At 64.2% G+C, this 22,230-nt stretch carries 19 protein-coding genes; 5 read left to right on the plus strand and 14 right to left on the minus strand.

The window, feature by feature from the left end:
- From AC1Q7Q_RS14290 to AC1Q7Q_RS14310, 5 genes are read right to left on the minus strand one after another with little or no spacing between them, the layout of a single operon-like run.
- Complete coding sequence (locus AC1Q7Q_RS14290) at window positions 1-1,011, minus strand: sll0787 family AIR synthase-like protein (protein ID WP_492372899.1); 1,011 nt, start codon at window positions 1,009-1,011, stop codon at window positions 1-3.
- Window positions 1,008-1,553 carry an MSMEG_0567/Sll0786 family nitrogen starvation N-acetyltransferase gene (locus AC1Q7Q_RS14295; RefSeq protein WP_492372900.1) on the minus strand — a complete coding sequence of 182 codons (546 nt, stop codon included), beginning with the start codon at window positions 1,551-1,553 and terminating at the stop codon, window positions 1,008-1,010. The genes AC1Q7Q_RS14290 and AC1Q7Q_RS14295 overlap by 4 nt, the downstream gene beginning before the upstream one ends.
- Window positions 1,550-2,683 carry an MSMEG_0568 family radical SAM protein gene (locus AC1Q7Q_RS14300; protein ID WP_492372901.1) on the minus strand — a complete coding sequence of 378 codons (1,134 nt, stop codon included), beginning with the start codon at window positions 2,681-2,683 and terminating at the stop codon, window positions 1,550-1,552. The genes AC1Q7Q_RS14295 and AC1Q7Q_RS14300 overlap by 4 nt, the downstream gene beginning before the upstream one ends.
- Window positions 2,634-3,650, minus strand: a complete 1,017-nt coding sequence (locus AC1Q7Q_RS14305; RefSeq protein WP_492372902.1) for a Nit6803 family nitrilase — start codon at window positions 3,648-3,650, stop codon at window positions 2,634-2,636. Before AC1Q7Q_RS14305 ends, AC1Q7Q_RS14300 begins: the two co-directional genes overlap by 50 nt.
- A gap of 39 nt (window positions 3,651-3,689) precedes the next feature.
- On the minus strand, window positions 3,690-4,172 hold the full coding sequence (locus AC1Q7Q_RS14310; RefSeq protein ID WP_035811662.1) for an MSMEG_0572/Sll0783 family nitrogen starvation response protein: 483 nt from the start codon (window positions 4,170-4,172) through the stop codon (window positions 3,690-3,692).
- A 73-nt stretch (window positions 4,173-4,245) separates the two neighbouring features.
- Between AC1Q7Q_RS14310 and AC1Q7Q_RS14315 the strand changes: the two genes are divergently transcribed.
- From AC1Q7Q_RS14315 to AC1Q7Q_RS14325, 3 genes are all read left to right on the plus strand, one after another.
- Window positions 4,246-4,521, plus strand: a complete 276-nt coding sequence (locus AC1Q7Q_RS14315) for a hypothetical protein (protein WP_492372903.1) — start codon at window positions 4,246-4,248, stop codon at window positions 4,519-4,521.
- Between the two features lie 126 nt (window positions 4,522-4,647).
- Window positions 4,648-6,039 (plus strand): aminotransferase-like domain-containing protein, encoded by a 1,392-nt coding sequence (locus AC1Q7Q_RS14320; RefSeq protein WP_492372904.1) that lies wholly within the window; start codon window positions 4,648-4,650, stop codon window positions 6,037-6,039.
- Between the two features lie 274 nt (window positions 6,040-6,313).
- Entirely contained in the window at window positions 6,314-7,549 is a 1,236-nt protein-coding gene (locus tag AC1Q7Q_RS14325; protein ID WP_492372905.1) for a phage tail protein, read from the plus strand.
- A gap of 60 nt (window positions 7,550-7,609) precedes the next feature.
- Here the strand turns inward: AC1Q7Q_RS14325 and AC1Q7Q_RS14330 are convergent, their stop codons facing one another.
- From AC1Q7Q_RS14330 to AC1Q7Q_RS14355, 6 genes are all read right to left on the minus strand, one after another.
- The gene (locus tag AC1Q7Q_RS14330; protein WP_492372906.1) at window positions 7,610-8,404 is read right to left on the minus strand and encodes a hypothetical protein; all 795 of its coding nucleotides are present in this window, start codon (window positions 8,402-8,404) and stop codon (window positions 7,610-7,612) included.
- A gap of 122 nt (window positions 8,405-8,526) precedes the next feature.
- Window positions 8,527-9,108, minus strand: coding sequence for a nitrogen fixation protein NifQ (locus AC1Q7Q_RS14335; RefSeq protein WP_492372907.1), 582 nt, complete (start codon window positions 9,106-9,108; stop codon window positions 8,527-8,529).
- A gap of 120 nt (window positions 9,109-9,228) precedes the next feature.
- A complete protein-coding gene (locus AC1Q7Q_RS14340) occupies window positions 9,229-10,173 on the minus strand; it encodes an EAL domain-containing protein (protein WP_492372908.1) in 945 nt (314 codons plus the stop codon).
- A gap of 313 nt (window positions 10,174-10,486) precedes the next feature.
- The gene (locus tag AC1Q7Q_RS14345) at window positions 10,487-11,608 is read right to left on the minus strand and encodes a hypothetical protein (protein ID WP_492372909.1); all 1,122 of its coding nucleotides are present in this window, start codon (window positions 11,606-11,608) and stop codon (window positions 10,487-10,489) included.
- A 173-nt stretch (window positions 11,609-11,781) separates the two neighbouring features.
- The gene (locus tag AC1Q7Q_RS14350) at window positions 11,782-13,491 is read right to left on the minus strand and encodes a hypothetical protein (protein ID WP_492372910.1); all 1,710 of its coding nucleotides are present in this window, start codon (window positions 13,489-13,491) and stop codon (window positions 11,782-11,784) included.
- Between the two features lie 447 nt (window positions 13,492-13,938).
- On the minus strand, window positions 13,939-14,715 hold the full coding sequence (locus AC1Q7Q_RS14355) for an XpsR family transcriptional regulator (protein ID WP_492372921.1): 777 nt from the start codon (window positions 14,713-14,715) through the stop codon (window positions 13,939-13,941).
- Window positions 14,716-15,419: 704 nt separating this feature from the next.
- On the opposite strand from AC1Q7Q_RS14355, the gene AC1Q7Q_RS14360 reads away from it, so the two are divergent.
- A complete protein-coding gene (locus AC1Q7Q_RS14360) occupies window positions 15,420-16,529 on the plus strand; it encodes a helix-turn-helix domain-containing protein (protein ID WP_492372911.1) in 1,110 nt (369 codons plus the stop codon).
- A gap of 31 nt (window positions 16,530-16,560) precedes the next feature.
- On the opposite strand, the gene AC1Q7Q_RS14365 is transcribed toward AC1Q7Q_RS14360, so the two are convergent.
- Both AC1Q7Q_RS14365 and AC1Q7Q_RS14370 read right to left on the minus strand, forming a co-directional pair.
- Window positions 16,561-17,382, minus strand: coding sequence for a transcriptional regulator (locus AC1Q7Q_RS14365; RefSeq protein ID WP_492372922.1), 822 nt, complete (start codon window positions 17,380-17,382; stop codon window positions 16,561-16,563).
- A gap of 226 nt (window positions 17,383-17,608) precedes the next feature.
- On the minus strand, window positions 17,609-18,112 hold the full coding sequence (locus AC1Q7Q_RS14370; protein WP_492372912.1) for a hypothetical protein: 504 nt from the start codon (window positions 18,110-18,112) through the stop codon (window positions 17,609-17,611).
- Window positions 18,113-18,601: 489 nt separating this feature from the next.
- On the opposite strand from AC1Q7Q_RS14370, the gene AC1Q7Q_RS14375 reads away from it, so the two are divergent.
- On the plus strand, window positions 18,602-20,608 hold the full coding sequence (locus AC1Q7Q_RS14375) for a polysaccharide biosynthesis protein (protein ID WP_492372923.1): 2,007 nt from the start codon (window positions 18,602-18,604) through the stop codon (window positions 20,606-20,608).
- Between the two features lie 200 nt (window positions 20,609-20,808).
- Here the strand turns inward: AC1Q7Q_RS14375 and AC1Q7Q_RS14380 are convergent, their stop codons facing one another.
- The gene (locus AC1Q7Q_RS14380; RefSeq protein ID WP_492372913.1) at window positions 20,809-21,450 is read right to left on the minus strand and encodes an XpsR family transcriptional regulator; all 642 of its coding nucleotides are present in this window, start codon (window positions 21,448-21,450) and stop codon (window positions 20,809-20,811) included.
- Window positions 21,451-22,230 lie beyond the last annotated feature (780 nt).

Consider the following 22,230-nt stretch of genomic DNA (forward strand, 5'->3'; position numbering starts at 1 on the left):
TCAGGCATCGATGTGGGTGGTGTCCCGCGTGGCACGCTCAGCCTGCGGGACGATAAATGCATCACGCGCGAAGTCCCACAGCAGCGCGGTTTCGCCGGCACCGCTGACCGAGACCTGCCGTGAATCGTCGATGACGCCGATATCCGCGCAGGCAATGTCCTGCGCCCTGAATCGCTCGCTCACACGCGCCACATCCTGCTCGCGCACGGCCAGCAGGAAGCCGTAACTCGGGAATGCCGTGAGCCAGCGCGCCACCGGCACCCCCACGGGCGCCGGGATGCGGCCCAGGTCGATCCGCGCGCCCACGGCGGAACATTCCAGCAGCATCAGCGCCGTGCCCAGCGTGCCGGCCATGCTGATGTCCTTGGCCGCGGCGCACAGGCCGTCCTCGGCCAGCGCGGGCAGTAGTTCGAGATCGGCGCGCAGCCGCGCGGGCGGCGCCTCGGTGGAGGCGTTCCAGTACGGGTACGGCTCAGCAAAGGCGCCGCGCAAATCGACCGCCATCAGCAACCGGTCGCCCGGGCGCGCCGCGAAACTCGATAGCAGGCGCCGCGCCCGCCCGACAATGGCCACCGCAAGCTGGGCCTGATCGCTGCGGGCATTGCTGTGCCCGCCGACGATCGGCACGCCATACGCCGCCGAGGCTGCCGCCATGCCCTTGAGCACTTCGGCGGCGTTCGCCACGCCGTCGCTCCAGATAGCGTCCACCACCGCCAGCGGACGGCCGCCCATGGCATAGATATCGCTGACGTTGACCATCACCGCGCTGTAGCCCGCGAACCACGGCTTGGCATCGATGAAATCCCGGACCATGCCCTCGATCGCGAACAGCAGGTAGCCGTCATGATCGGCAATCGCGGCGCAATCGTCGCCCACCGCCACCGCCTGGCCGAGATCGCGCATGCCGCCCGGCAGCGCATTGCCCAGCGACGACAGCACGCCGGCAATATCGGTCTTGTGGCCAAAGCCACGGCTGGCGCGCAGGCTTTGCACAATCCGCGCGACGTTCATGTCCCGCTCCTGCCCAGCGTCGACAGGCCAATGCGCGGCGTCAGGCACGCCGGGTAGTAGTCCAGGTCCGCCTGCATCAGGTGGTGCGGGCGGCCAAGCAGCGTTTCCTCGGCCAGCACATCCCAATGCAAGCGGCGGAACAGCGGCACATTCTGGCTCTGCACATGCGCGAGGAATCGGGTGCAGCCCAGCCCGTTCGCGCTGCTCACCGCCAGCTTGATCAGCGTCGCGCCGATCTTGCCGTGGCTGCGGTACGCGGCGTGCACGGCCAGCCGGGAGCCGAACCAAACACCAGGCTCGGTTTCGTGGATGCGCACGGTGCCGACCACCCTCTCTGGCGCATCCGCCTCGCACTTCACCGCCACCAGCAGTTGGGCGGTGTCGTCGATCGCGTCGCGGTCGTCGCCAACAAAGATGCCCTGCTCATGGCAGAACACCGCCCGGCGCAGCGCCATGGCCTCGTCCACCTCCCACTGCGCCCCGGCCCAGCGGATGCGGAACGTCGTGGCCGCGGGCACTTCCACACAGAGATCGTCGTTCATGCCGCCACCTCTTCGTACGACGACAGCGAGGAGCAGGCGCCGCACTTGCCGCAGCCCGCCTTGATATCCGCCGAGCGCATGCCCGCCGCGCTGATCATCGCGCCGAGCGGCTTGAGGATGGCCTTCATGAATTCAGGCGGCGGCGCGGGATGGTCTTCCAGCGGCGTGCCGGTGATAGGCACGAAGGGCACCACGAAGGGATAGACGCCAAGCGCGACCAGTTCCTTCGAGATCGACAGGATGGTCTCAACGCTATCGCCGAGCCCGGCGAGGATATAGGTGCTCACCTGCCCCCGGCCAAACACGGCAACCGCGGCCTTGAACGCCTCCATATAGCGGCTGATCGGCACGGCCGCCTTGCCCGGCATGATCCGCGCGCGCAGAGCGGGCGTGACCACTTCCAGGTGCATGCCCAGCGTATCGATGCCGGAAGCCTTCATGCGCTCGAACCAGCGGTCGTCGTCCGGCGGCTCGCACTGCGCCTGGATGGGCAGGTCCACCGCCGCCTTGATGGCAAAGGCGCTTTCGCAAAGAATTGCGGCGCCGCGGTCCGGCGTGGGCGGCGTGCCGGTGGTCAGCACCATATGCTTGACGCCATCTAGCAGCACGGCGGCGCGCGCCACTTCGGCCAGTTGCTCCGGCGTCTTGCGCGCAATGGTGCGCCCCGCCGCGAGCGATTGCCCGATCGCGCAGAACTTGCAGGTCTTGCGCCGGCTCTCGTAGCGGATGCAGGTTTGCAGCACCGTGGTGGCCAGCACGTCCGCGCTGTGCAGCGTGGCGATGTGCGAGTACGGCACGCCCTCCATCGTCTGCAGCGCATAGAAGCGCGGCGCTTTCGGAAAGCTGATGTTCGCAATCGGGATGGTGCCGCGCAGCAGCGCGCTGGTGCCCTTGCCATCCGGCGACGACGCCACGTACGGCGAATGCCAGGCGGTATTGGTATGCACCGGCACCATGATGGTCACGCCATCCACGGTCACCGCCTTGTGGTCGGACGGGCCCGCGCCGCCGCGCCGGCTGGCGGCGCCCGCTGCCGGGTCCAGCAGGCGCAGCCCGACCGATTGCAGCTCGGTCCGAAGCTCAGTTACCGACAACCGGCTCAAGGCCGGCGTCATCGCGCTGGAGTTCATGGTGGGTGCTCCCGTGGTAGTTGGACAAGGCGGTGGCCATGGGCGATGCGGTCGCCGCCGGCCGGTCGTTGATGGCAAGGCTGAGCAATTCCGGCCGGGCGTAGTGCCCCACCGAATCCATCATTCGCTTGCGCTTGGTGATGAGCGACATATCCAGGTCCGCGATCACCATGCCCTCGCCCTCGCGCAGCGGCGGCGCCAGGTGCTGGCCCTCCGGCGACACGATGGCGGTGTTGCAGCCGCCGCGCAGCGCCTTTTGCAAGGCGGGGTCGGTAGTCACCGAGGCGATCTGCTCGTCGGTCAGCCAGCCCGTGGCGTTGACCACGAAGCAGCCGGATTCCAGCGCGTGATGGCGGATGGTGACTTCGATCTGATCGGCGAAGATGGGGCCCACCAGCGAGCCGGGAAACTGGCTGCAGTGGATTTCCTCATGCTGGGTCATCAGCGCATAGCGGGCCAGCGGGTTGTAGTGCTCCCAGCACGCCAGCGCGCCCACGCGGCCGATGGCGGTATCGGCCACTTTCAGGCCGGCCGCGTCGCCCTGGCCCCAGATCATCCGCTCATGGAACGTCGGCGTGATCTTGCGGCGCTTGAGTACCAGGCGGCCGTCGGTATCGAAAATGAGTTGCGTGTTGTAGAGACTGCCGTGGTCGCGCTCGTTGACGCCGAGCACCACCACCATGGCGTGCCGGCGCGCGCGCTCGGACACGGCATGGGTGACGGGGCCGGGCACCACCACCGCCTGCTCGTACAGCCGCATATGGTCGCTGCCGGATTGCACGGGCGGCCGTACGAAGGAGAAGTACGGGTAGTACGGCAGGAAGGTTTCCGGAAAGACGATCAGTTGCACGCCTTCCCGTGCGGCGCGGTCGATGGCCTCGCACACTTTGCCAAGCGTGCCTTCGCCGTGCTCGAGGTCCGGTGAGATCTGGACCGCGGCCGCGCGCACAATGCGTTTCTGTGACATGGTGATGCCCGCCCTTTTTCTAAGCGTTGAACCGAAGCGTTAAACCGTCCAGGTATCCAGGATCAGCGCGTTCTCTTTGCGGTGGATCAGCTTCAGGTCCAGCACATCGAGCGGGCTGATCGGGCGGATGCCTTCGATCAGCGAGGCTTCGCCATGGCCATACAGCGCTTGCAGCGCAAAGCGGCAGGCGTAGACCTTGCCGCCCTCTTCCATGAACTTGGTGATCTGCTTGTTGAAGTTGAGATGGCCGGCGAAGGCTTCGTCGCCAAGCGTGGGAAAGCCGCGCTGCAGGCCCAGCGTCACGCCCGGGCCGTACAGCAGGATGGAGGTCTCGAAGCCCTTGCGTTGCAGGCGCGTGGCCTGCAGCAGGTTGACGAAGCCAATCGAGCCTTCGAAGGCCACGGTGTGGAAGGTGACCAGCGCCTTCTCGCCCGGTTCTGCCTTGACGTCCTCGAATACCTTCTCTTCGTAGTCGACCAGGAAGTCGCCTTTCTTGTGGGCCGGTTTGTTCACTGCGGGCATGTTGCACTCCATAGGGTTGGTGGATCTGTCGATCGATCGGCGCTGGGCCGACACCAAACCTTGAGCATGGGACATGCCATCTGCCATGCCCGCCCATGCGATCAATGACCGATCAAGCAGCGAATCGCTCGTTGATCGCATCGCTGATTTTCCGGATGGCGAAATGTGCGGGAAACGCTTGTGCGCTAGCCGCTACCGGCCCACCACCGGCCTTTTATGGCCATGCACTGCGGTGGAACGCGCCAGCCTGGGAACACGCCCGGAAGCGGTGCAATCCTGCAATATCGCACCATCATTGCGCAAACAAAAATGCGATCATTTAAAGCGCAAAAAACGATCATTGTGGTAGCCTGAGGCCTCAGCTAACTCAGCTAACTCAGCTAACTCAGCTAACTCAGCTAACTCAGCTAACTCAGCTAACTCAGCTAACTCAGTTGTAGCCGCATCCGACAACCGCGAACACCAGGAGCCCACCGTGCCCGGACTTGCCAGCCACTGGCTCAAACGCCTCGGCGAGAGCACCAAACCCGCTTACCTGATGATCCCCGACCTGATCGAGGAAGACCTGGCAAGCGGCCGCTTGCAAGCGCGCGACCGCCTGCCGGCGCTGCGCGACCTGGCCGAAGCGCTGCAGCTCAACTACACCACCGTGGCCCGCGCTTACGCGGAAGCCCGCAAGCGCGGGCTGATCGACGCCAAGGCCGGCAGCGGCACCTTTGTGCGCGGGCGCGCGCCGGCCCTGCCGCTGCGCGCGGGCACGGGTGCCGAAATGACCATGAACAACCCGCCCGAGCCAGCGGCGCTCACTGTGAGGCTGCGCGAGTCGGCAGCGCGCCTGATGAGCACGACGGATCCCTACGACCTGCTGCGCTACCAGGATTTCGGCGGCACGCCGGCGGATCGCGCCGTAGCGGTGGACTGGCTCAAACGCTATGTGCCCGCCTGCCGCGCGGATACCGTGCTGATCTGCCCGGGAATTCACAGCGCCCTGGTGGCGCTGGTGTCGCTGCTGGCCCGGCCCGGGCAGACGATCTGCCTGGATACGCTGGCCTACCCCGGCATCAAGGCCATCGCCACGCAGCTCGGCGTGCAGCTGCAGGCCCTGCCCAGCGATGAGGAAGGCCCCCTCGGCCCGGCCTTCGAAACACTCTGCAAGACGCAAAAGCCGAGCGCGCTTTACTGCAATCCCACACTGCAGAACCCCAGCACCAAGACCATGCCCCAGGGACGGCGCGAAATCCTGGCGGATATCGCCCTGCGCTACAGCGTGCCGATCATCGAGGACGATGCCTACGGCATGCTGCCGCAGCGCACGCCGGATGCAATGGCCACGCTCGCACCGGAACTCACCTACTACGTGACCGGCCTGTCGAAATGCTTCGGCGCCGGATTGCGCATTGCCTTTATCCACGGCCCCACCGCGCGCCAGACCCAGCGGCTGGCCGGCACCCTGCGCGCCACCACCGTGATGGCAAGCCCATTCAATACGCTGCTGGCCACGTCGTGGATCAAGGACGGCACGGCCGAAGACATGCTCAAGGCCATCCGCGCCGAGTGCGTGGCCCGCCAGCTCCTGGCCCGCGACGTGCTGGCGGGGCGGCCATATGATGCCGACCCGGAAGGCTTCCATCTCTGGCTGCCGATACCAGCGGACAGCGGCTGGCGTCCTTCCGAGCTGGCGCTGCATCTGCGCTCGCGCGGCATCGGCGTGGTGTCTAGCGCGGCGTTCGCCACCGATGGCAATCCCCCGGATGCGATCCGGATCTGCCTGGGCGGGCCGGGCGAGCGCGACGAGGTCGAGGAATCGCTGCAGATCGTGGCGGATACGCTGGACGATCCGCACCATCTGCATTCGGCCATGCTGTAGCGCGCCACTGCGCCTTCGCCCTGCCGGCGCTTGGCCGGCGCTGGGCCGGCTTCGTTGGGTTTTGGCAACGGCATCAATGTCTGCCGGCGAAACCGCAAATGACTTTGCCGTCTCGCGGACAACCGTCGATAAAATACGCCCCGCTGCGCCCGGCAGGCGCTGCCATTCCATTTCGTTCCATTTCGTTCCATTTCAATACGTATAAAAAGTGCACCTCGGCATCGACCGAGACGTGTGCAAGCGGATCACTGTTTTTGGGAAATCACGGGAAATCATGATGCAAACAAAATTGCGGGCCCTCTATCTGTCCATGGCCGCGGCCTCACTGTTGACCGCATGCGGCGGCGGCGGCAGCGATACCGTGCAATCGTCCGGCAGCGCGCCGGTCACGGTGGCACCGGCAGCCTCGATCTCCGGCGTTGCCGCCACCGGCGCACCCATTGCCAACGCCACCGTGGCACTGAAATGCGTGGCCGGCACGGCCTCCGTCACCACCTCGGCCACCGGCGCCTGGTCGGTCACCACCGCCGGCCTGGTGCTGCCGTGCGCGGCCCGCGTGACCGGCCCGAACGGCGTGCTGCACACGCTCATCCTCGGCCCCGGCGTGACCAACATCACGCCGATCACCGAGCTGGTGGTGGCCAGCGCCACCGAAAACCCCGACACCGAAGCCTTCTTCAACACGTTCTCCGCCACCTCGGCCGGCGCGGCAAGCAACCGCCTGCCCACTGCCCTGACCTTGACCAAGCAGCGCCTGGCCAACCTGGGCGTGACGGTGGACACGCTGAACCTGCTCAACCAGGTGTTCCAGCCGCAAGCCGGCGACGCCTATGACGACAAGCTCGAAGCGCTGATCGTGCGCCTGAAGGCCAACAACGCCACGCTGGTCACTGTGTCGCAGGAACTGGCCCGGGGCGATGTGGGCCCGGCAGGGGCAACGGGCGCGACCGGTGCCACGGGTGCGGCAGGTCCCACCGGGGCTACTGGCGCTACTGGCGCCACCGGTGCGCAAGGCGTGACGGGGCCGACGGGCGCGACGGGGGCCACTGGCGCCACCGGCATGCAAGGCCCAGCAGGAGTCACCGGCGCCCAAGGCACCACGGGTGTCACTGGCCCGACGGGCGCGACCGGCGCCACCGGTGCGCAAGGCGTAACGGGCGCCACGGGGGCGACAGGAACAACAGGGGTGACGGGCGCAACCGGCGCCACGGGCCCCATCAACCCGGGGCTGGGACAAAACGCCGGAAACGCCGCTGGCGGCGGCACCGGCTCCGATTGCACGCTAGGCAGCGTGTGGCTAACCGCCACGATGTTCGGGCGAGGCCTGCCGGCCGATGGCCGGACGCTGCTCATCTCGCAAAACACGGCGCTGTTCTCGCTGCTGGGGACTAACTTCGGCGGCGACGGACGGACCACGTTCGCGTTGCCCAACCTTTCGTCCGTCACGCCCAACGGCCTGACGTACATGATCTGTACTGACGGCAGCACCTTCCCCACCCGGGGGAGCTAAGCAGCCGGAGGCCGGAGACACAAGAAGCCGGCCTCCTTGCCGCTCAAGCCTCGGACGCGTTCATTGCCCGGGTGGCGCCGAGCGCGGCTGCGCGGGCACCGGCGCAAGGCTGCGCGCGATCACCAGTTGCTGGCTATCCCCGCTCGCCAGTGCCAGGTCCCGCAGCTTTCTCCGGATACGAGCCTGGAAATCCGGATCGAGCCCCGCCTTGCCGGCTTCATAAAGGCCGAGCATCTGCCGGAACACCAGCGCCGGCGCAACGTCGGCCGGCAGCGCGGCGATCACCTCCGCCTCCCGCTTGCACCAGGCGAAATCCGCTGCGCCCAGGTCCGTACCGCCCACCGTCAGACTTAGCGTGCGCACCTGGCGGCTCTGCGCAAAGTGCGTGCCACCGCGGCTATTCGTCATGCCGCAGAACAGATAGCTGCCCTCAACGTCCAGCACATACGTCATCTTCGGCACCGGCGCGCCATCGGCGCCACCCGTTGTGGAGAATGCCCGGCCAAAATCGCCCTCCCCCACGATGGCGTCGAGAATCCATTGCGCCTGCGCATGGCGCTCGGGCAGGCGCACCGACACGGTACGGCCTTGCCGGTCGGTCATGCCGAAGACCACGCTGGCCTTGTCCCCCGGGCCAACCGGTATGCCGGCAATCTGGTGCTCAGGCAGGGCCAGCCGATAGCGCGCTTGCGGCATCGGTGCTCCGGTCACCGCATCGCGCAGCACGAACTGATGCCGGTATGGGCCTTCACCGACCGTTCCGGGGCCGCGGTACTCGCGGGCCTGGGAGATGCCGGGCAGCGCCAATGCCGCCAGCAGGATGACGCTGCTCAGGAAAGGGGATGTTCTGGCCATTACCACCATTGCTACGATTGCCACTCATGTCGGATTGAATTCGCCCACACTCAGCGATTTTGCTGTTTATGGCGATTTTCAAGCGACGGATTCTACGTCAGCCAGGCCGCTGGCGTGGCTGCCTAGCGCCAGCCGATCACCGACTCGGTGCCGTGGCAGCTAGCGTAGTTGTCGCATCCGGCGCAGGCCGGTTCGGGACACGGGTGCAGGTCCAGCCGCCGGCATAGCTCGTGGTAGAAGAACTTCTTCCACTTCATGTCCGTGGTGTTGGCCGCGTAGAGCGAGGGGAAATACGCCTGCAGCAAGCGCGAAACGTCATGCCGGCCCGACAGGCCCATGTCGTGCCAGAGATGGGAGCCACCAAAGCAGCCGCTGGCCAGCGCGTGGGCGGCCCAGCGCGTTTCGGGGCGAGCGCGGCGAGCGGGATCGCCCGATGCGATCAGCATCTGCACCAGGTCAGCAAACTCGCAAGGCAACGCGGCGGCATCAACCGGCGCCGACTCCGGCGCCCACCCCGCCGCCCTGGCACCCGGAAAACAGTGATCCAGCATCTGCCAGAACTCGGGCTCCGCAAGCCCGAGCCACTGCGCGAACCTGGGCAGCCTGGCAGCGCTGGCGCTTTCCAGCACACCCGCCAGGGCGCGGCAGGCCGGCTCGCCGGGAGCGAGCGAAAACGCGTCTAGGATCAGCAACGACTGGTTCACTGGCAATGCCTTGTGGAGCCGGGCCGGCAACAAAGAGGGGAGAATGCCCTGTGACCGAAATATAGCGATGTATATAACGACAGTCAAACGCAGGCCAGAGCAGGCCGGGGCAGGCATCGCCTAAAGCTGGAGCCGCTCGAAGGGCATCGGGGGTGAAATGGCATACCCCTGCAGCAGATCCGCGCCGAGCGACCTTGCCAGCGTCACGTCGTCCGGGCTCTCCACGCCTTCGGCCACCGTCTGCAACTCCAGCGAGCGCGCCAGCGCCATCGAGGAAAAGAACAGCCGCCGGGCGCGCTCGGTATGGCGTGCGCGGTGCAGCAGGATCTTATCCACCTTGACCTGCTTGAACGGCAGCAGGCCAAGGGCTTGCAGCGAGGCATAACCCGAGCCGAAATCGTCCTGGGAGATCACCATGCCGCGGGCGGAAAGCGCGCTGAGGTTTTCCAGCAAGCGCGCCTCGCTGCCGCGGGAAATGCGGGTCTGCTCGGTCAGCTCCAGCACGACGCGGGCGATATCCAGCCCATGGGACATGCTTGCGCGCACGAATCCCTGGACGAAGCCGGCCGCCGCCGCGGTCCTCGGGTTGACGTTCAGGGAGAACCGGCCTGTGTATTGCGGAAACCGCATGCGCACCCGGCCGCATGCGCCAAGGAAATGATCCAGCAGCAGTGTCTCCACGCCATGGCCGGTGATGCTGCCGACAAACTTGTCCGGGGCATGGTGCCGCCCCTTGTCGGACCAGCGCGCCAGCACCTCCAGCCCGACGATGCCGCCGTGCTGCGCGCTGATCTGCGGTTGGAACACCGGGTAGATATGCCCGAACTCGATCGCACCGATGAGGTCGCCCCGGGTGAGCGAGAGCAATTCCTCGTGATCCAGGCCGCGTTCGGTGGCATCCATGTCCTGCGGCCCGCCTGAAGGCCACGCCATCCTCTGGCGCAGCCCCGCCAGGCGCGCGGCTGCCGGATCGGCGAAGCCACCGTCGGTGCCGGCGCTGGCCCCGTCCGGATGCGGGACCCTGGTACCGGGAGACGCCGTGCCACTGAAAAACGCGTAATGCAATCTAAGCTCCTGGAAGGCATTTGGACGGCCGGGTGCGACATGCACACGCATCACGCAGGTTCCCCTCTGAAGGAGGACCACCTACCAAGGCAGGGTACTGACGTAATACAAGCCGTAAGACAATCCGTTCTAGCAAGACTGACCCCTTGCTGAACTGTTCAAGGGGTGTAGGAGCACCCTGCGCCTACACCTCCTTTTTTTTGCCCGGGTGTCCCGCACCTGGATCCAGGTGCAGCCCCCCGCCCAAGCTCGCATTGCCCCGATCCCTGTTTTGAAATTCCCGTTTTAAAATCCCTGCTTTAAAACCCCTGCCTTAAAACCCCGAAAAGCGAATACCGATCGAGCCATAGCCGTAGTAGCGATCGAGCTTGCCTGCGGTAGCGGCGTTATAGAGAAACGGGATCGTGCCAACGAAGTTGTACAGCGATGCCTGCCCACGCAGGAACACCTCGACATTTTTCACCACCGCATACGACAGCTCCATCCCCAGCGTGTGGTTTGACTTGATGGGGGAATAGCCGTAAGCACTCGCGCGGCTATCGACGTTGCTGCGCAACAGGTACTGGAACTGATAGCCCAGCCGCGCGCTGAAGTTCTCGTACTTCCAGCGCCAGGAGCCACCCAGGTTCAGGAAGCCGGCCGTGTAGTTGAAATCATCGTTGATGTTCAGGCCATACTGGCTGGCGTCCGTTGAAAACGACGCCGACTGCAGGTTGGTGTTGCCCACGCGGCAAGGCGCGGCCAGGTTGCCGCTGGCAATATTGTCCGAGCCGATGCTCACATTGAAATTACACCCGCCCTGCTGCAGCCGCGTATTGATGCTGCCGATTGTCACGCGGCTGACGCCAAGGCCAATAAACCCGGTGAGCTTGTTGCGCTCGGTAAGGTCGCCAGAAAAAATCACATCGGCCTGGCCCTGGATATCGTTGGCGTCGTTGACCGTGACGCTGTTGAACGTGGCATTCCTGACCTTGAGCGCGGATGAGCGGGTCAGGCTGCCGGCGCGGTCACCCCAAAGGGAGAAGCGCAGCATGATGCGGTCCCGCGCGCCAGGCTCGGCCAGCGGGTCATAGTGCAAGGCCAGCATCCAGCTATCGATCTGGTTGTTGTCCTGCCCGTAGTCGATGCCACGGCGCCAGTACGTGGCCGATCCCGACCACTTCGGCGAGAACTTGTAGCCCAGCATCAGCTTGCCGCCACGATAGTCGCCGGCATTGTCCGGCACGGCACCCTGGCCCTCTCGCAGGTTAAAGACGTCCACGGTCTTGTTGACCATGTCATAGCTGGCCTCCACGCGAAATGACGTGAACTCGCCCGTAGCGGGCTCGGCCTGCAAAAACACATCGTCGGGGGCCGCATGGGCAACGCCGACGCACGACAAACCCAGCATCAAGGCACCGGCATGGCGGAGCCGGCGCGTGCGATACAACAGCATAGGGAGACTCCGAGGCCGGGAGCGGACCTCATCCATGGCGTCAGCCAGTTCTTGGTCCGGCCGACTGCACACAAAAAGAAGCCGGCCACCCGTCACAAGCACCAGATGGCGCACATGACGGATGACCGGGCAGGCCCTCCCCTGACCATGGGAAGGGCTTCACTACGCACCGATCAGGGGTTCAGCGTGACCGAGGTCGTGATGCCGTTGCCGCTAACCGTGGAGGATTTGGTCTGCACCGTCCGCGCCAGCGTCTTCTGCGGGCTGCCGCTGACCAGCGTAGCGACGTTCACCGCCTTGCCGGCCAGGCCAGACACCGCGAACGTCACGGGGAAGGTGCTGGGCGACTTGGGCGTAATGGCATCGAGCTGCGCCGCGTTCAGCGTGCTTGCGCCCTTCAGCTTGGCCAGGAAGACCGAGAAAGGCAGGCTCAGTGTACCGCTGCCGGCGTACAGATTGTCCGCGACCGCGTTGGTCAGGGTCGTCTCGGCGGAAAGGCTCCCGCCCGTGGCGACGCGGAACGAGTATGTGGTGTTGGCAGGCACCTGCGCGGCCGTCAGCACACCGCTGCTAAACGTGAGCGCAACCTTTTCGATGATGACATCGACCTGGTTGCCGTTATACGTATAGCTCAAACCCGCACGGACTTCAGCTGCGCCATCGCCAAACGGCTTGCCGACTTGCGAGGTCGCGACCGTGATGCTGCTCAAGGCACCGCCGCCCGTGACGGTCACGGCATCAAAGTTCGTGAACAGCTGGCCGTTGATGGTCATGCTGGCCAACTGGATGAAGTCGGTCGGCTTGACGGCGTTGACCACGTCGGTGATGGCGCCGCTGTTGACGTTGCCGCCTAGGCTGCTTGCCGCGTTCTGGATTGCCGTGGCGTTGCCGGTAGACACGGCAGCGCCGAGCGCAGCCAGGCTGGTCGTCAGCGTCGGGTCAGCCAGCGCGGCCGGCGTTACCGCCGCCACCAGCGCATTGCTCGTCGTGGACTTGGCGCTGTCGGTCACCGCATTGACCGAGCCGCTTTGCTGCAAGGCAGCCAGCGTGGCAGCGGGGTCGGTGCCCAGCACGATCGTGCCCAGCGCGGTGTTCACGTTCGACACCTGGGTGGCCACAACCGGGCCAGCCAGCGCGGCGACGTTGGCCGCCACCGCGGCAATGTTGGCCTGGACGCTGGCCGGGAAACCTGCCTTGGCGTTCTGCACGGCCGAGTTGATCACCGACGTGACCAGCGTGCTGTTGGTCAGGTTAGCGGTACCGGTGGCGTTGTTCACCGCGCTAGCCACGGCACTGGCCGCCGCCGCTGCGGCAGCTTCCGCCGTCAATGTGCCGCCCGTGGCCTTCGACAAGCCTGCCAGCGTCTTCGCGACCTGGTCCACCAGTTGCTGCACCAGCACGGCTGCCTTGAGCACCGCAGCGTCCTGCATCGGGTCCAGCGTGGTGAGGTCCTTGCCTTGCAGGCCAAGCTTGGTCGCCAGCGCCGCGGCCTGGGTTGCGCCCAACTGCGCAACCAGCGTCGTCAGCGGCGTGATCACCGGGGTCTGGCCGGCCTTGTAGGCCACTGCCGGTGCCTGCAGCACGCCGGTGAACGGCAGGTTGGTACCAATGTCGGTACCGCCGGTCACCTTGAGTGCGCTGGTGGAGCAACCATCCGGGAACGTGAAGTCCCCGTTCGCCTTGGTCGTGGCGGTCTTGTTGCTGCAATCGAGGAACGTCACCGTAGCCTGTGACAGGTAGAAGTCGACGGCCTTGCCTTGCACGGTGACCGATGGCGTCGTCGGGGTCGGCGTCGAGTCCGAGCCGCCCCCGCAAGCCACAAGTGCCGCTGCCGCGGAAGCCATGATGCCGAGGGTAAAGATATTCCTGATATTGGTTTGCACTCTTCTCACTCCTGAATCGATACGTCGATTTGTCAATGCGTCAATGCTTTAATGCGTCGATACGTCGATAGGTCAATGGGTCACTAGGTTGTCTATGGATCCTGACCACGCCTTGGCTGCGCACCGCATGCGGTGCCTTACGCTGCCCTGGCTCGTCGCATCTCATGGATACCCTGGCTGGCTCTTGCGATCGGAATCGGCAGCACTACAACAAAACTGCGCTACTGCCTTTGCCAGCTTCACTAGATAAACAATCTCCACAACCGTGTCACCCCTACTAGGAGGGGGAAAGCGCAGGCTTGCATGTCAGCCCGTAACCCCCACCCTCGCGAGAGTCGCAACGGCATCGCTGCCGCGTGCCGTTCCTACGGTTATCAGGACGCGTAAAACGATGCCGGCTAACACGTAGCCTTGCATTGCCTCGCATCGCCTCGCATTACCTCGCGCCTAGTGCAGAACCGGAAAATCCTCCGGCACCAGCCAGCGCGCCACATATCGGCCCATGGCTTCGAGCAATACATCGGAAGTCAGCCCCGAAGCGCCCGCCAGCGCGGGGCACATGATCCAGGTGGTGCCATCGTGCTCCAGCACGCGCAGCGTCTTGGCCAGATCGGCCGGCTGCAAAATGAAATCCCCCACCCGGGCTTGCTCAAGCCCGAACGCCAAGACGAAATCCAAGAAATGCCGCTCGCCCAGGCACACCACCACCTTGGGCTTCCACTCCCTGCGAATGCCTTCGATAAAACGGAAGCGGTTGCCAGCCCGGCACAGATCCAGGTAGCGCTGCTTGGGCACCAGCGCCGGCTGCCCGCGAAATGCCTTGGACCATGGCGTCTGGCCAATCAGGTGCGCCGGCAACGGAAACAGGCTGAGCTTGAACTCCGCGCCCCCCGGCGCATAGAGATGCTGATCGAAGTAATGCTTCCAGTCGCACTCGCTCTGCGGGCGCGCAAAGGTCTGCGCACGCGCCGCCGCCATGATCCTTGCGATCTTCTGATGCGACTGCCAGCGTTCCATGCTCTCGCGATGGCGCTCGCGGTACGCGCGGTCCCAGGCGCCTGGTTGCATGCGCGGCTCCAGCGGCGCTACCAGCGACTCGACCCATGGATGCGGTGTGCTGTCGCAAAACCAGACTGCCGCCGCCGGATTTCCCCCTTCCATACCAACGTAAGACGCGAAGTACGCGTCCAGCTGCTCACGTGAGAATACTGTCTTCTGTTCTATTTCCATGCCCCTACCGCTTGGTGGAATTAAAGATGCCCACGCGCTGAGGCAGTACTTACCTATACGACGTGACGGGCCGTGAGACGCCTCGAATGCATCGGCAAATCTCTAATAGAACGATGGAGACAACCCGCTGACGGGGAATGCAGAGCTTCCCGCGCTTCCCGCGCTTTTCGCGCCTCCCACCTGCTTCGTCTCGGATGCCGGCCGGCATAAAACCAATGCCTGGCTCCAACGGATTTGACCTGCCTACAACCAATCTGGATCAGTGCTTTTCCCTTTGGGAAAGCGATTGCCGGAACGTATATCGTCAATCCCGCGACGCTCCGGCTACCGCCCCAAAAAGCCCGATCTCGTTTGCGCGAAACAATCACTTGGCGGTGCAAGATTCTGCGTGAGATTTGATCATGACGCGCCCCCCTTTGGAGGGATTCGCGGCAGTCTTCTTTCCCTTCTTACGCGGGGTAACGACACTTTGCGCGGCATCGCACAATCGGGCGGCGGTAAATGGCGAATGCACGGCATATGCACGGCGAATGCACGACATGTGCAGAGCGTGTTCACAGCATGTGCGTGGCAAGCACAGGCATGGAAGTGGGACAGCCACAACGCGTTGCCTGCAAGAACCTCGGTTTTTCGATAGAGTGGTGCCGATGCGCCGGCGTTTTGCCGGTTCTATGCAGCACCGGGTGCGCCCAACGCCCATGACCGAGCCTCCCATCGCACTTGCACCGACCCAATCGGAACCGCAGCCCGCGCCCCCGGACGCGCGCCTGCCGCATACCCATTTCCAGGTAGGCGGCGACGGGCCCCGTGCCACCAGCGTGGGACAAATCCTCGCCTGGCGCCAGCGCGTCGGGCATGTGATGGACGTCAACCTCACCCGGGACACCCTGGCAGCCCCGTTCCAGGCCTGCATCGACCGCTACCTGGTCGAGGACATGCTCTTCACCGACTGCCGCTGCGATGGGCTCACCCTGGAGCGCAACGTCGCGCGCATCTCCACGGACACCATGCGGCACTATGCGCTCCAGGTGTTCGTCGAAGGCAGCGCCGGCGTGGTCGAAGGTATGCGGCACAACCCCATGCCGCAACAGGGCGGCATCCTGCTCACGGACCATGGGCAGCCCATCCACATGCATCGGGGTGCCGTGCGCGCGCTCTCGGTCTTCGTGCCACGCACGATGATGGATTCCATCTTTCTCGGCGCCGAGGCCGCGCACGGGCGCATCGTGCAAACCAACACCCCGCTGACCCGGCTGGCCGCGGAGCACCTGACGGCGCTGAGCCGCGAGATCCCCGGCATGGCGCCGCAAGCGGCTGCCGAGGCCATGCACGCCAGCGTGCAACTGCTCACCGCCGCCTTTCGCAAGGGCGCGCGCCTTGAGGAAGGCGCCCGCGCCGCCGCGCGCAGCGCCATGCTGGCCCGGGCACGCCGGCTGATCGACGCCGACCCCGGCGCGGCGGAGCTGTCCCCCGACAAGCTGCTCGCCAGGATGGAAATCTCCCGCCCGACCTTATATCGATTGTTCGAGCAAGAAGGCGGCGTGCAGGCCTATATCCGCAAGAGCCGCCTGCGCGCCGCCGCCGCCGACCTCGTGAAGTTCCCCAGCTTGCCGGTCAGCAACATCGCCTACGGACTGGGCTTCAACAGTGCATCGGACTTTACCCGTGCGTTCCGCCGATCCCTGGGCATGTCGCCCAGCGACCTGCGCGCCTATGCCACCAGCCCCGAGAACACCGAATTCAGGCAAGCCGCGTTCGCAGTGCAAGGCGATGACTTCCGGCAGTGGCTGCATCGGCAACAGCGTTGAGCTGCGCGCCCGCGGCCACTGCATCGCCATCTCAGGCCGGGTAGTACTCCGCCTCGCAAAGCTCCGCCTCGTGCGGCCTTACCTGAAAATCGGCCATGGTCAGCCATTGGCTGATAAAACGCCCCATGGCGTTCAGCAGCACGTCAGAGGCTAATCCGGCCGCCCCGGCCACCGCGGGACAGATAATCAGGTTTGTCCCCTCGCTGACATAAACGCGCAACTCCCTCGCCTGATCGGCCGGCTGCAATGTGTGTGTGGTATATGGCACGCCCCGCATGCCAAAGGCCTGCAGGTAATCCGCCTCGAAGCGCTCGCCAAGGCAAACCACCACCTTGGGCCGCTCGCGCCGGCGCAATTGGGCGATAAAGCGGAACCGGGCACCATTGCGGCACAGCGCAAGGTACTTGGATTTGGGGTTCAGCTCCGGCTGGTTACCGTGCAGTTGCGTCCACGGCAACCCGTTCTCAGAACGGATGGCCAAGGGGAACAGGCTCAGCTTGAAATCCCATCCGCGCGGCCGGTAAAGATATTGCGCAAGGTAGCGCTGCCAATCGCCGCTATCGTCCCGGCCGAACAGCACCATCTCCCGGGCCGCCGCCATGATGCGCGCGATGCGCTGGTGCGTTTGCCATTTGGCCATCTCGCACAGATGGCGCAGCCTGAATTGCGCATCCCACGCCGGCACCTCAAGCACCGGGACAAGCTGCGCGGGCAGCCGCGTGCTATCCGAAGTCGGCATGGCGTCGCAGAACCAAACCGCGCTGGCCGGACTGCCCCCCTCCATACCCACGTAGGAAGCAAAGTAAGCATCGAGCTGCTCGCGGCTCAGGGCGCCCCCACCCTGCTCCGTCATTCCAGACATATCAGACAAACCAGACAAGCCAGACAAGCCAGTCAAACCAGATAAATCAGCCATCACCAACACCCCCATCATTCCCGTCGTACGCCTATTGACCCGCCAAGACACCGGATCGCTGCCGGCATTGCCCCGGTTGCGTCGATTCCCCCGGCTCTTCGAGTTCCGGGGCAGGGGTCGCCAAGCATCCCCCCTTTCGCGCACGCCTTATAGACAATGGTCTCTAGCGTCCAAGATTAAAGCCACACCCGCGCACCTCTTGACCGTGCGTCTCACTTTTTGGCAATTGGTGCGGTGATTGGCGCTCCAGTTGGCAGGTAAGCAACGCCAGCCGCCCGGCATGGTGACGCGTGAGCCTCGCCGGCAAGCCATCCGGCACCGCGCCATCCCGGGCCACGTCACCCCCCAACGCGCCTGGCAGAACACGTTCCGTTTCCGCCAGGGAGCCGTTTCGCCAAGTGCCGAAATCGCCATCCGATCCGCCGGTGCCGCGCGCCTCGATTTCAATCGAGCCCGAGGACTCGGATGGAAAGCGGACGGAGACAGGCAGATCCTCAACTGATGAGAGCATGCGGGCCAAGTCGTCGACGCGCTGTCGATCCGCGAACGGGTCGATAGCCCCTTCACGGGCGAAATCGCCGTCTACCCAGCGGACAACCCGGACTTCAGCAACTGCCGCACCGATGCCCGCGCTGGAACGCAGGCTCGCCTGGAGCTGGCTTCGCAATTAGCAGGTCGACAAAGTAGCGAGAGAGATCGAAAGCCCCTTGCTCAATATCAAAATCCATTCTGAAACCCCCACTTACGCGGGGATAGAAAAATCGAAAAAAAAGCGAAAACCTTTTAGATATATTCCATAGCGATAGCCAGGAACTAGCGATGCGTTAGTGGATCAGCGGTGCGCACCGCCTCCACCCTCGCGCCTTCGACTTCCCTCTCCAGCCCGAGCCCACAGCGCATTGCAGGACCTCGCCTGCAATGCCGCACCATGGCGCTAAAGATCCCCTCTCGTTCCCTTCTCACGCAGGGTACCGGTAGCTATCACCGCGCCGCACTATTCGCACCATTCGCAAGACGAAGGACGCCTCCCGCGACGCCAGCCACAACCGGCTCGCCCTCATCCGGCATTCCCTCGCCTCATCCTGCAGCACGCAAGGCAGTCATGATTTACCGCACCAATCTCTCTGGTGTCGGATTCGCAATGTGGTCTATGCATATGACATCCGCGCTTACTCAATGGCTACTCGCACTTCCGCGCCGTGGCAAAGTCGTTCTGATGGTGTCAGCCGACTTGATAATGCTGCCCCTGTGCTTCTCGCTCGCCCTGCTGTTAAGAAAAGGCGATGCCGATCTGCTCAATCAGTACGGCGCGTTGCCGCCATTGGCGATTGCGTTCCTCACCATCCCGGTGTTCTACCTGAGCGGGCTCTACCGCACAGTGTTGCGGTATATCGATCTCAAGGTGCTGTGGATGTCTGGCGTCAGCCTGGCCGCACTGATCGGCCTCACCTATCTTGCATCGGTGCTGCTGCAGGACGACTACCTGCCGCGCACGGGCGTGCTGATCTATTGGTTTATCGCCTTTGCGTACGTCGTCATCTCGCGCTTCCTGGCACGCGCGCTGCTGCGCACCTCACAATACCGCAAGAATCGCGGCAAGGTGGCCCGGCTTGCCATCTTTGGCGCTGGCGAAGCCGGCTACCAGCTGGCCCTTGCGATGCGTGCCAGCCCCGATCACCAGCCGCTCTGCTTCTTCGATCACGACATTACGCTGAACAACAAGATCGTGGCCGGCCTGCCTGTCTATGACGTGAGCCGCCTGGCCGACCAACTGAGCAAGCTGAGCATCGACGAAGTTGTGCTGGCCATTCCGTCAGCCTCACCGCAGCGGCGCCGCGAGGTGGTCGATAGCTTGCGCGCCCATGCGGTGGAAGTGCGCACCCTGCCAACCCTGCTGGAAATGGTGGACGGCAAGATCACCACGCAATCCATCCGCGAAATCCGTATCGAAGACCTGCTTGGCCGCGAACCGGTACCGCCCAACAGAAACCTGTTTGCAAGAAATACACGCAACAAGGTCGTGATGGTGACCGGTGCCGGCGGCTCGATCGGCAGCGAGCTCTGCCGGCAGATCGCCACACAGGAGCCGCGCAAACTGGTCCTGCTGGAACACTCCGAATTTGCGCTCTATACGATCGAGCAGGAACTGCGGCAGCTCTTTCCCGACCTGGACATTTCGGCACGCATCGGCTCGGTGTGCGACCCCGAGGTCGTTACGGCCGCGGTGCGCCAGAACCGGGTCGACACGATTTACCATGCCGCGGCATACAAGCACGTGCCCCTGGTCGAGTCGAACATGCCCGAAGGCATTCGAAACAACGTGCTGGGCTCGCTCACCGTAGCCGATGTCGCCCACATGTATGGCGTCGAGACCTGCGTGCTGGTCTCAACCGACAAGGCAGTGCGCCCGACCAACATCATGGGTGCGAGCAAGCGCATGGCGGAACTGGTCTTCCAGGCTGCCGCCGCGCGCCCTAGAACCCGAACCAACTTCTCGATGGTGCGCTTCGGCAATGTCCTCGGCTCCTCCGGCTCGGTGGTCCCGTTGTTCCGCCGGCAAATTGAAGGCGGCGGGCCCATCACGATCACCCACGCCGACGTCGTACGCTACTTCATGCTAATCCCCGAAGCCGCTCAGCTCGTGATCCAGGCAGGCGCGATGGCTAAGGGCGGCGAGGTCTTCGTCCTAGACATGGGCGACCCGGTACGCATCGTTGATCTGGCTCGTACCATGATTGACATGTCCGGCCTTGAGGAAAAAACCAGAGAAAACCCCGCCGGCGATATCGAGATCAAAGTGGTGGGCCTGCGCCCTGGCGAGAAACTCTATGAAGAACTGCTGATTGGCGACGACGTCATCCCTAGCTCGCACACCCGCATCATGTGTGCAAAAGAGCACTCCATGGAGGAGGCCACGCTGCACGATTTCCTGGCCGCACTGTTTGCCGCGTGCGACACGCGCGACACGCTCAAGATCCAGAGCCTGGTACAAGCCATCGTGCCGGAGTACGCGCCTTACAGTTCACTGGACGGCAGCAAGCCCCGCAAGCCCGCACGTTCGCGCGTGCTGGTGCCCTTCCCCTTCGGCGCGCGTGCGCGCGGAGCAGAAGAAGTACTGGCCGATTTTGCCGAACTCAACGCCAAGCGAGTCAATGCGAGCTGACTCCAGGTTCGTGAGCTAGCCGCACTGACAGTTAAAGCAACCCATTGCATTCGGCAGGACATTAACGCTCAGGCCGGCGGTACCGGCTACGGCGGGGATAGCGCCAGGGTTGTGTCCTGCCGGGTGCAGAACAGGGGGGCGATGCGTCTGCCAGCGCCACATATTCTCCCGATGCCGCTGGCTGTGAACCTCCCCGGCATTCAGGCATAGTCCAGGCAAGCGCTGGCCAGTTCTCCGAAATCGCTTGGCTCGAGCATGGCGCCAAGCAACTGCCCGAACGCATTGAGCTGCACGTCCGAAGTCAGCCCGGCGCTGCCAGCCAACACGGGGCAGATAATCCAGGTGGTGCCATCCCTCCTGAAGACACGCAATACCCTCGCCAGGTCAGCCGGCTGCAACAGCCGCTCCTCGCCCGCCGACCCGTCCAGCCCGAACGCCTGCATATAGTCATCGGCATGCCGATAACCCAGGCAGACGACCACCTTGGGCCGCCAGCGCGCGCACAGCTTGTTCAGCATGCGAAAACGCGCGCCACGCCGGCACAGCTCCAGGTAACGATCCTTGGGCACCAGTTCCGGCTGGCCCCGGAACACCTTGGACCACGGCGTCAACCCATCGAGTTGCGCAGGCAACGGAAACAGGTTCAGCTTGAACTCCGCGCCATCTGGCGCGTACAGCCGCTCCCAGAAATAAGGCTTCCAGGCCTCGTCACCCACCCGCTCGCCCAGCGCCTCGGCACGGGCCGCCGCCATGATGCGGGCAATACGCTGATGCTGGAGCCACCGCCCCATATCCTCCTGGTGCTTCGCCCGGAACGCCGCATCCCACGCGAGCGGATCCATGCGCGGCGTCAACGGCCGCAATATCGGCTCCAGCCACGGATGCGGGCTGCGGTCGCAGAACCAGACGGAAGCCTGAGGGTTACCCCCTTCCATCCCAACAAAAGATGCGAAGTAACTATCCAGTTCTTCGCTTGTAAATACCCCTAGCTGCTGCATGCTACCCCCTAACGCTTGGTGGGACCCCGCCTTACCCATGCCACAGCGTGCCGCCCGGGCGCCTTCTACGAGGGCTGGCGTGCCGCTGTGATCGTTCGCCGAACATCTGCACACCGGCGGCGCAAGGTGACGGGCTGAAGCCCGCTCGACGGACAACGTCCTCACGCGCAGCGTGCAGTCGGCTTGATATGTCTCGGCTCGACGCCATCGCATGGATGACTGTCGGGGGGGCGCCGGGAGTTTTTGCGTGTTACGTCATGGCCTGAGTGGCATCCATTGCTTGGGCGCCATCCCCGCTCTGCAGCGGATATAGCCGGAAGGCCAGCCGCGGCGTTGCCGTGGCTGGCCTCTTTTTCTATTCACTCATGGTTTTCTGAAGCAATCTCTCGAGATACCCACGATATTCCCCCCGGCAAACGCATATCGATATTGCATTGGAGAATGGAGCGGGAAGAGAAAAGAAACAAAGCCATTCTGACCGGCGATATCCAAGCCCATCGCGCATCGGTTCCGCGATGAAAGCATGTATATGAAAAGCATCAGAATAGACGAAGCGGACTTTAACGCATAACAGCCACAGTACAAATTATATTATTTTGAATTCAGAGATAAGATTTTTCGATT

This window comes from Cupriavidus sp. GW823-FHT07A04 (genome assembly GCF_058794615.1).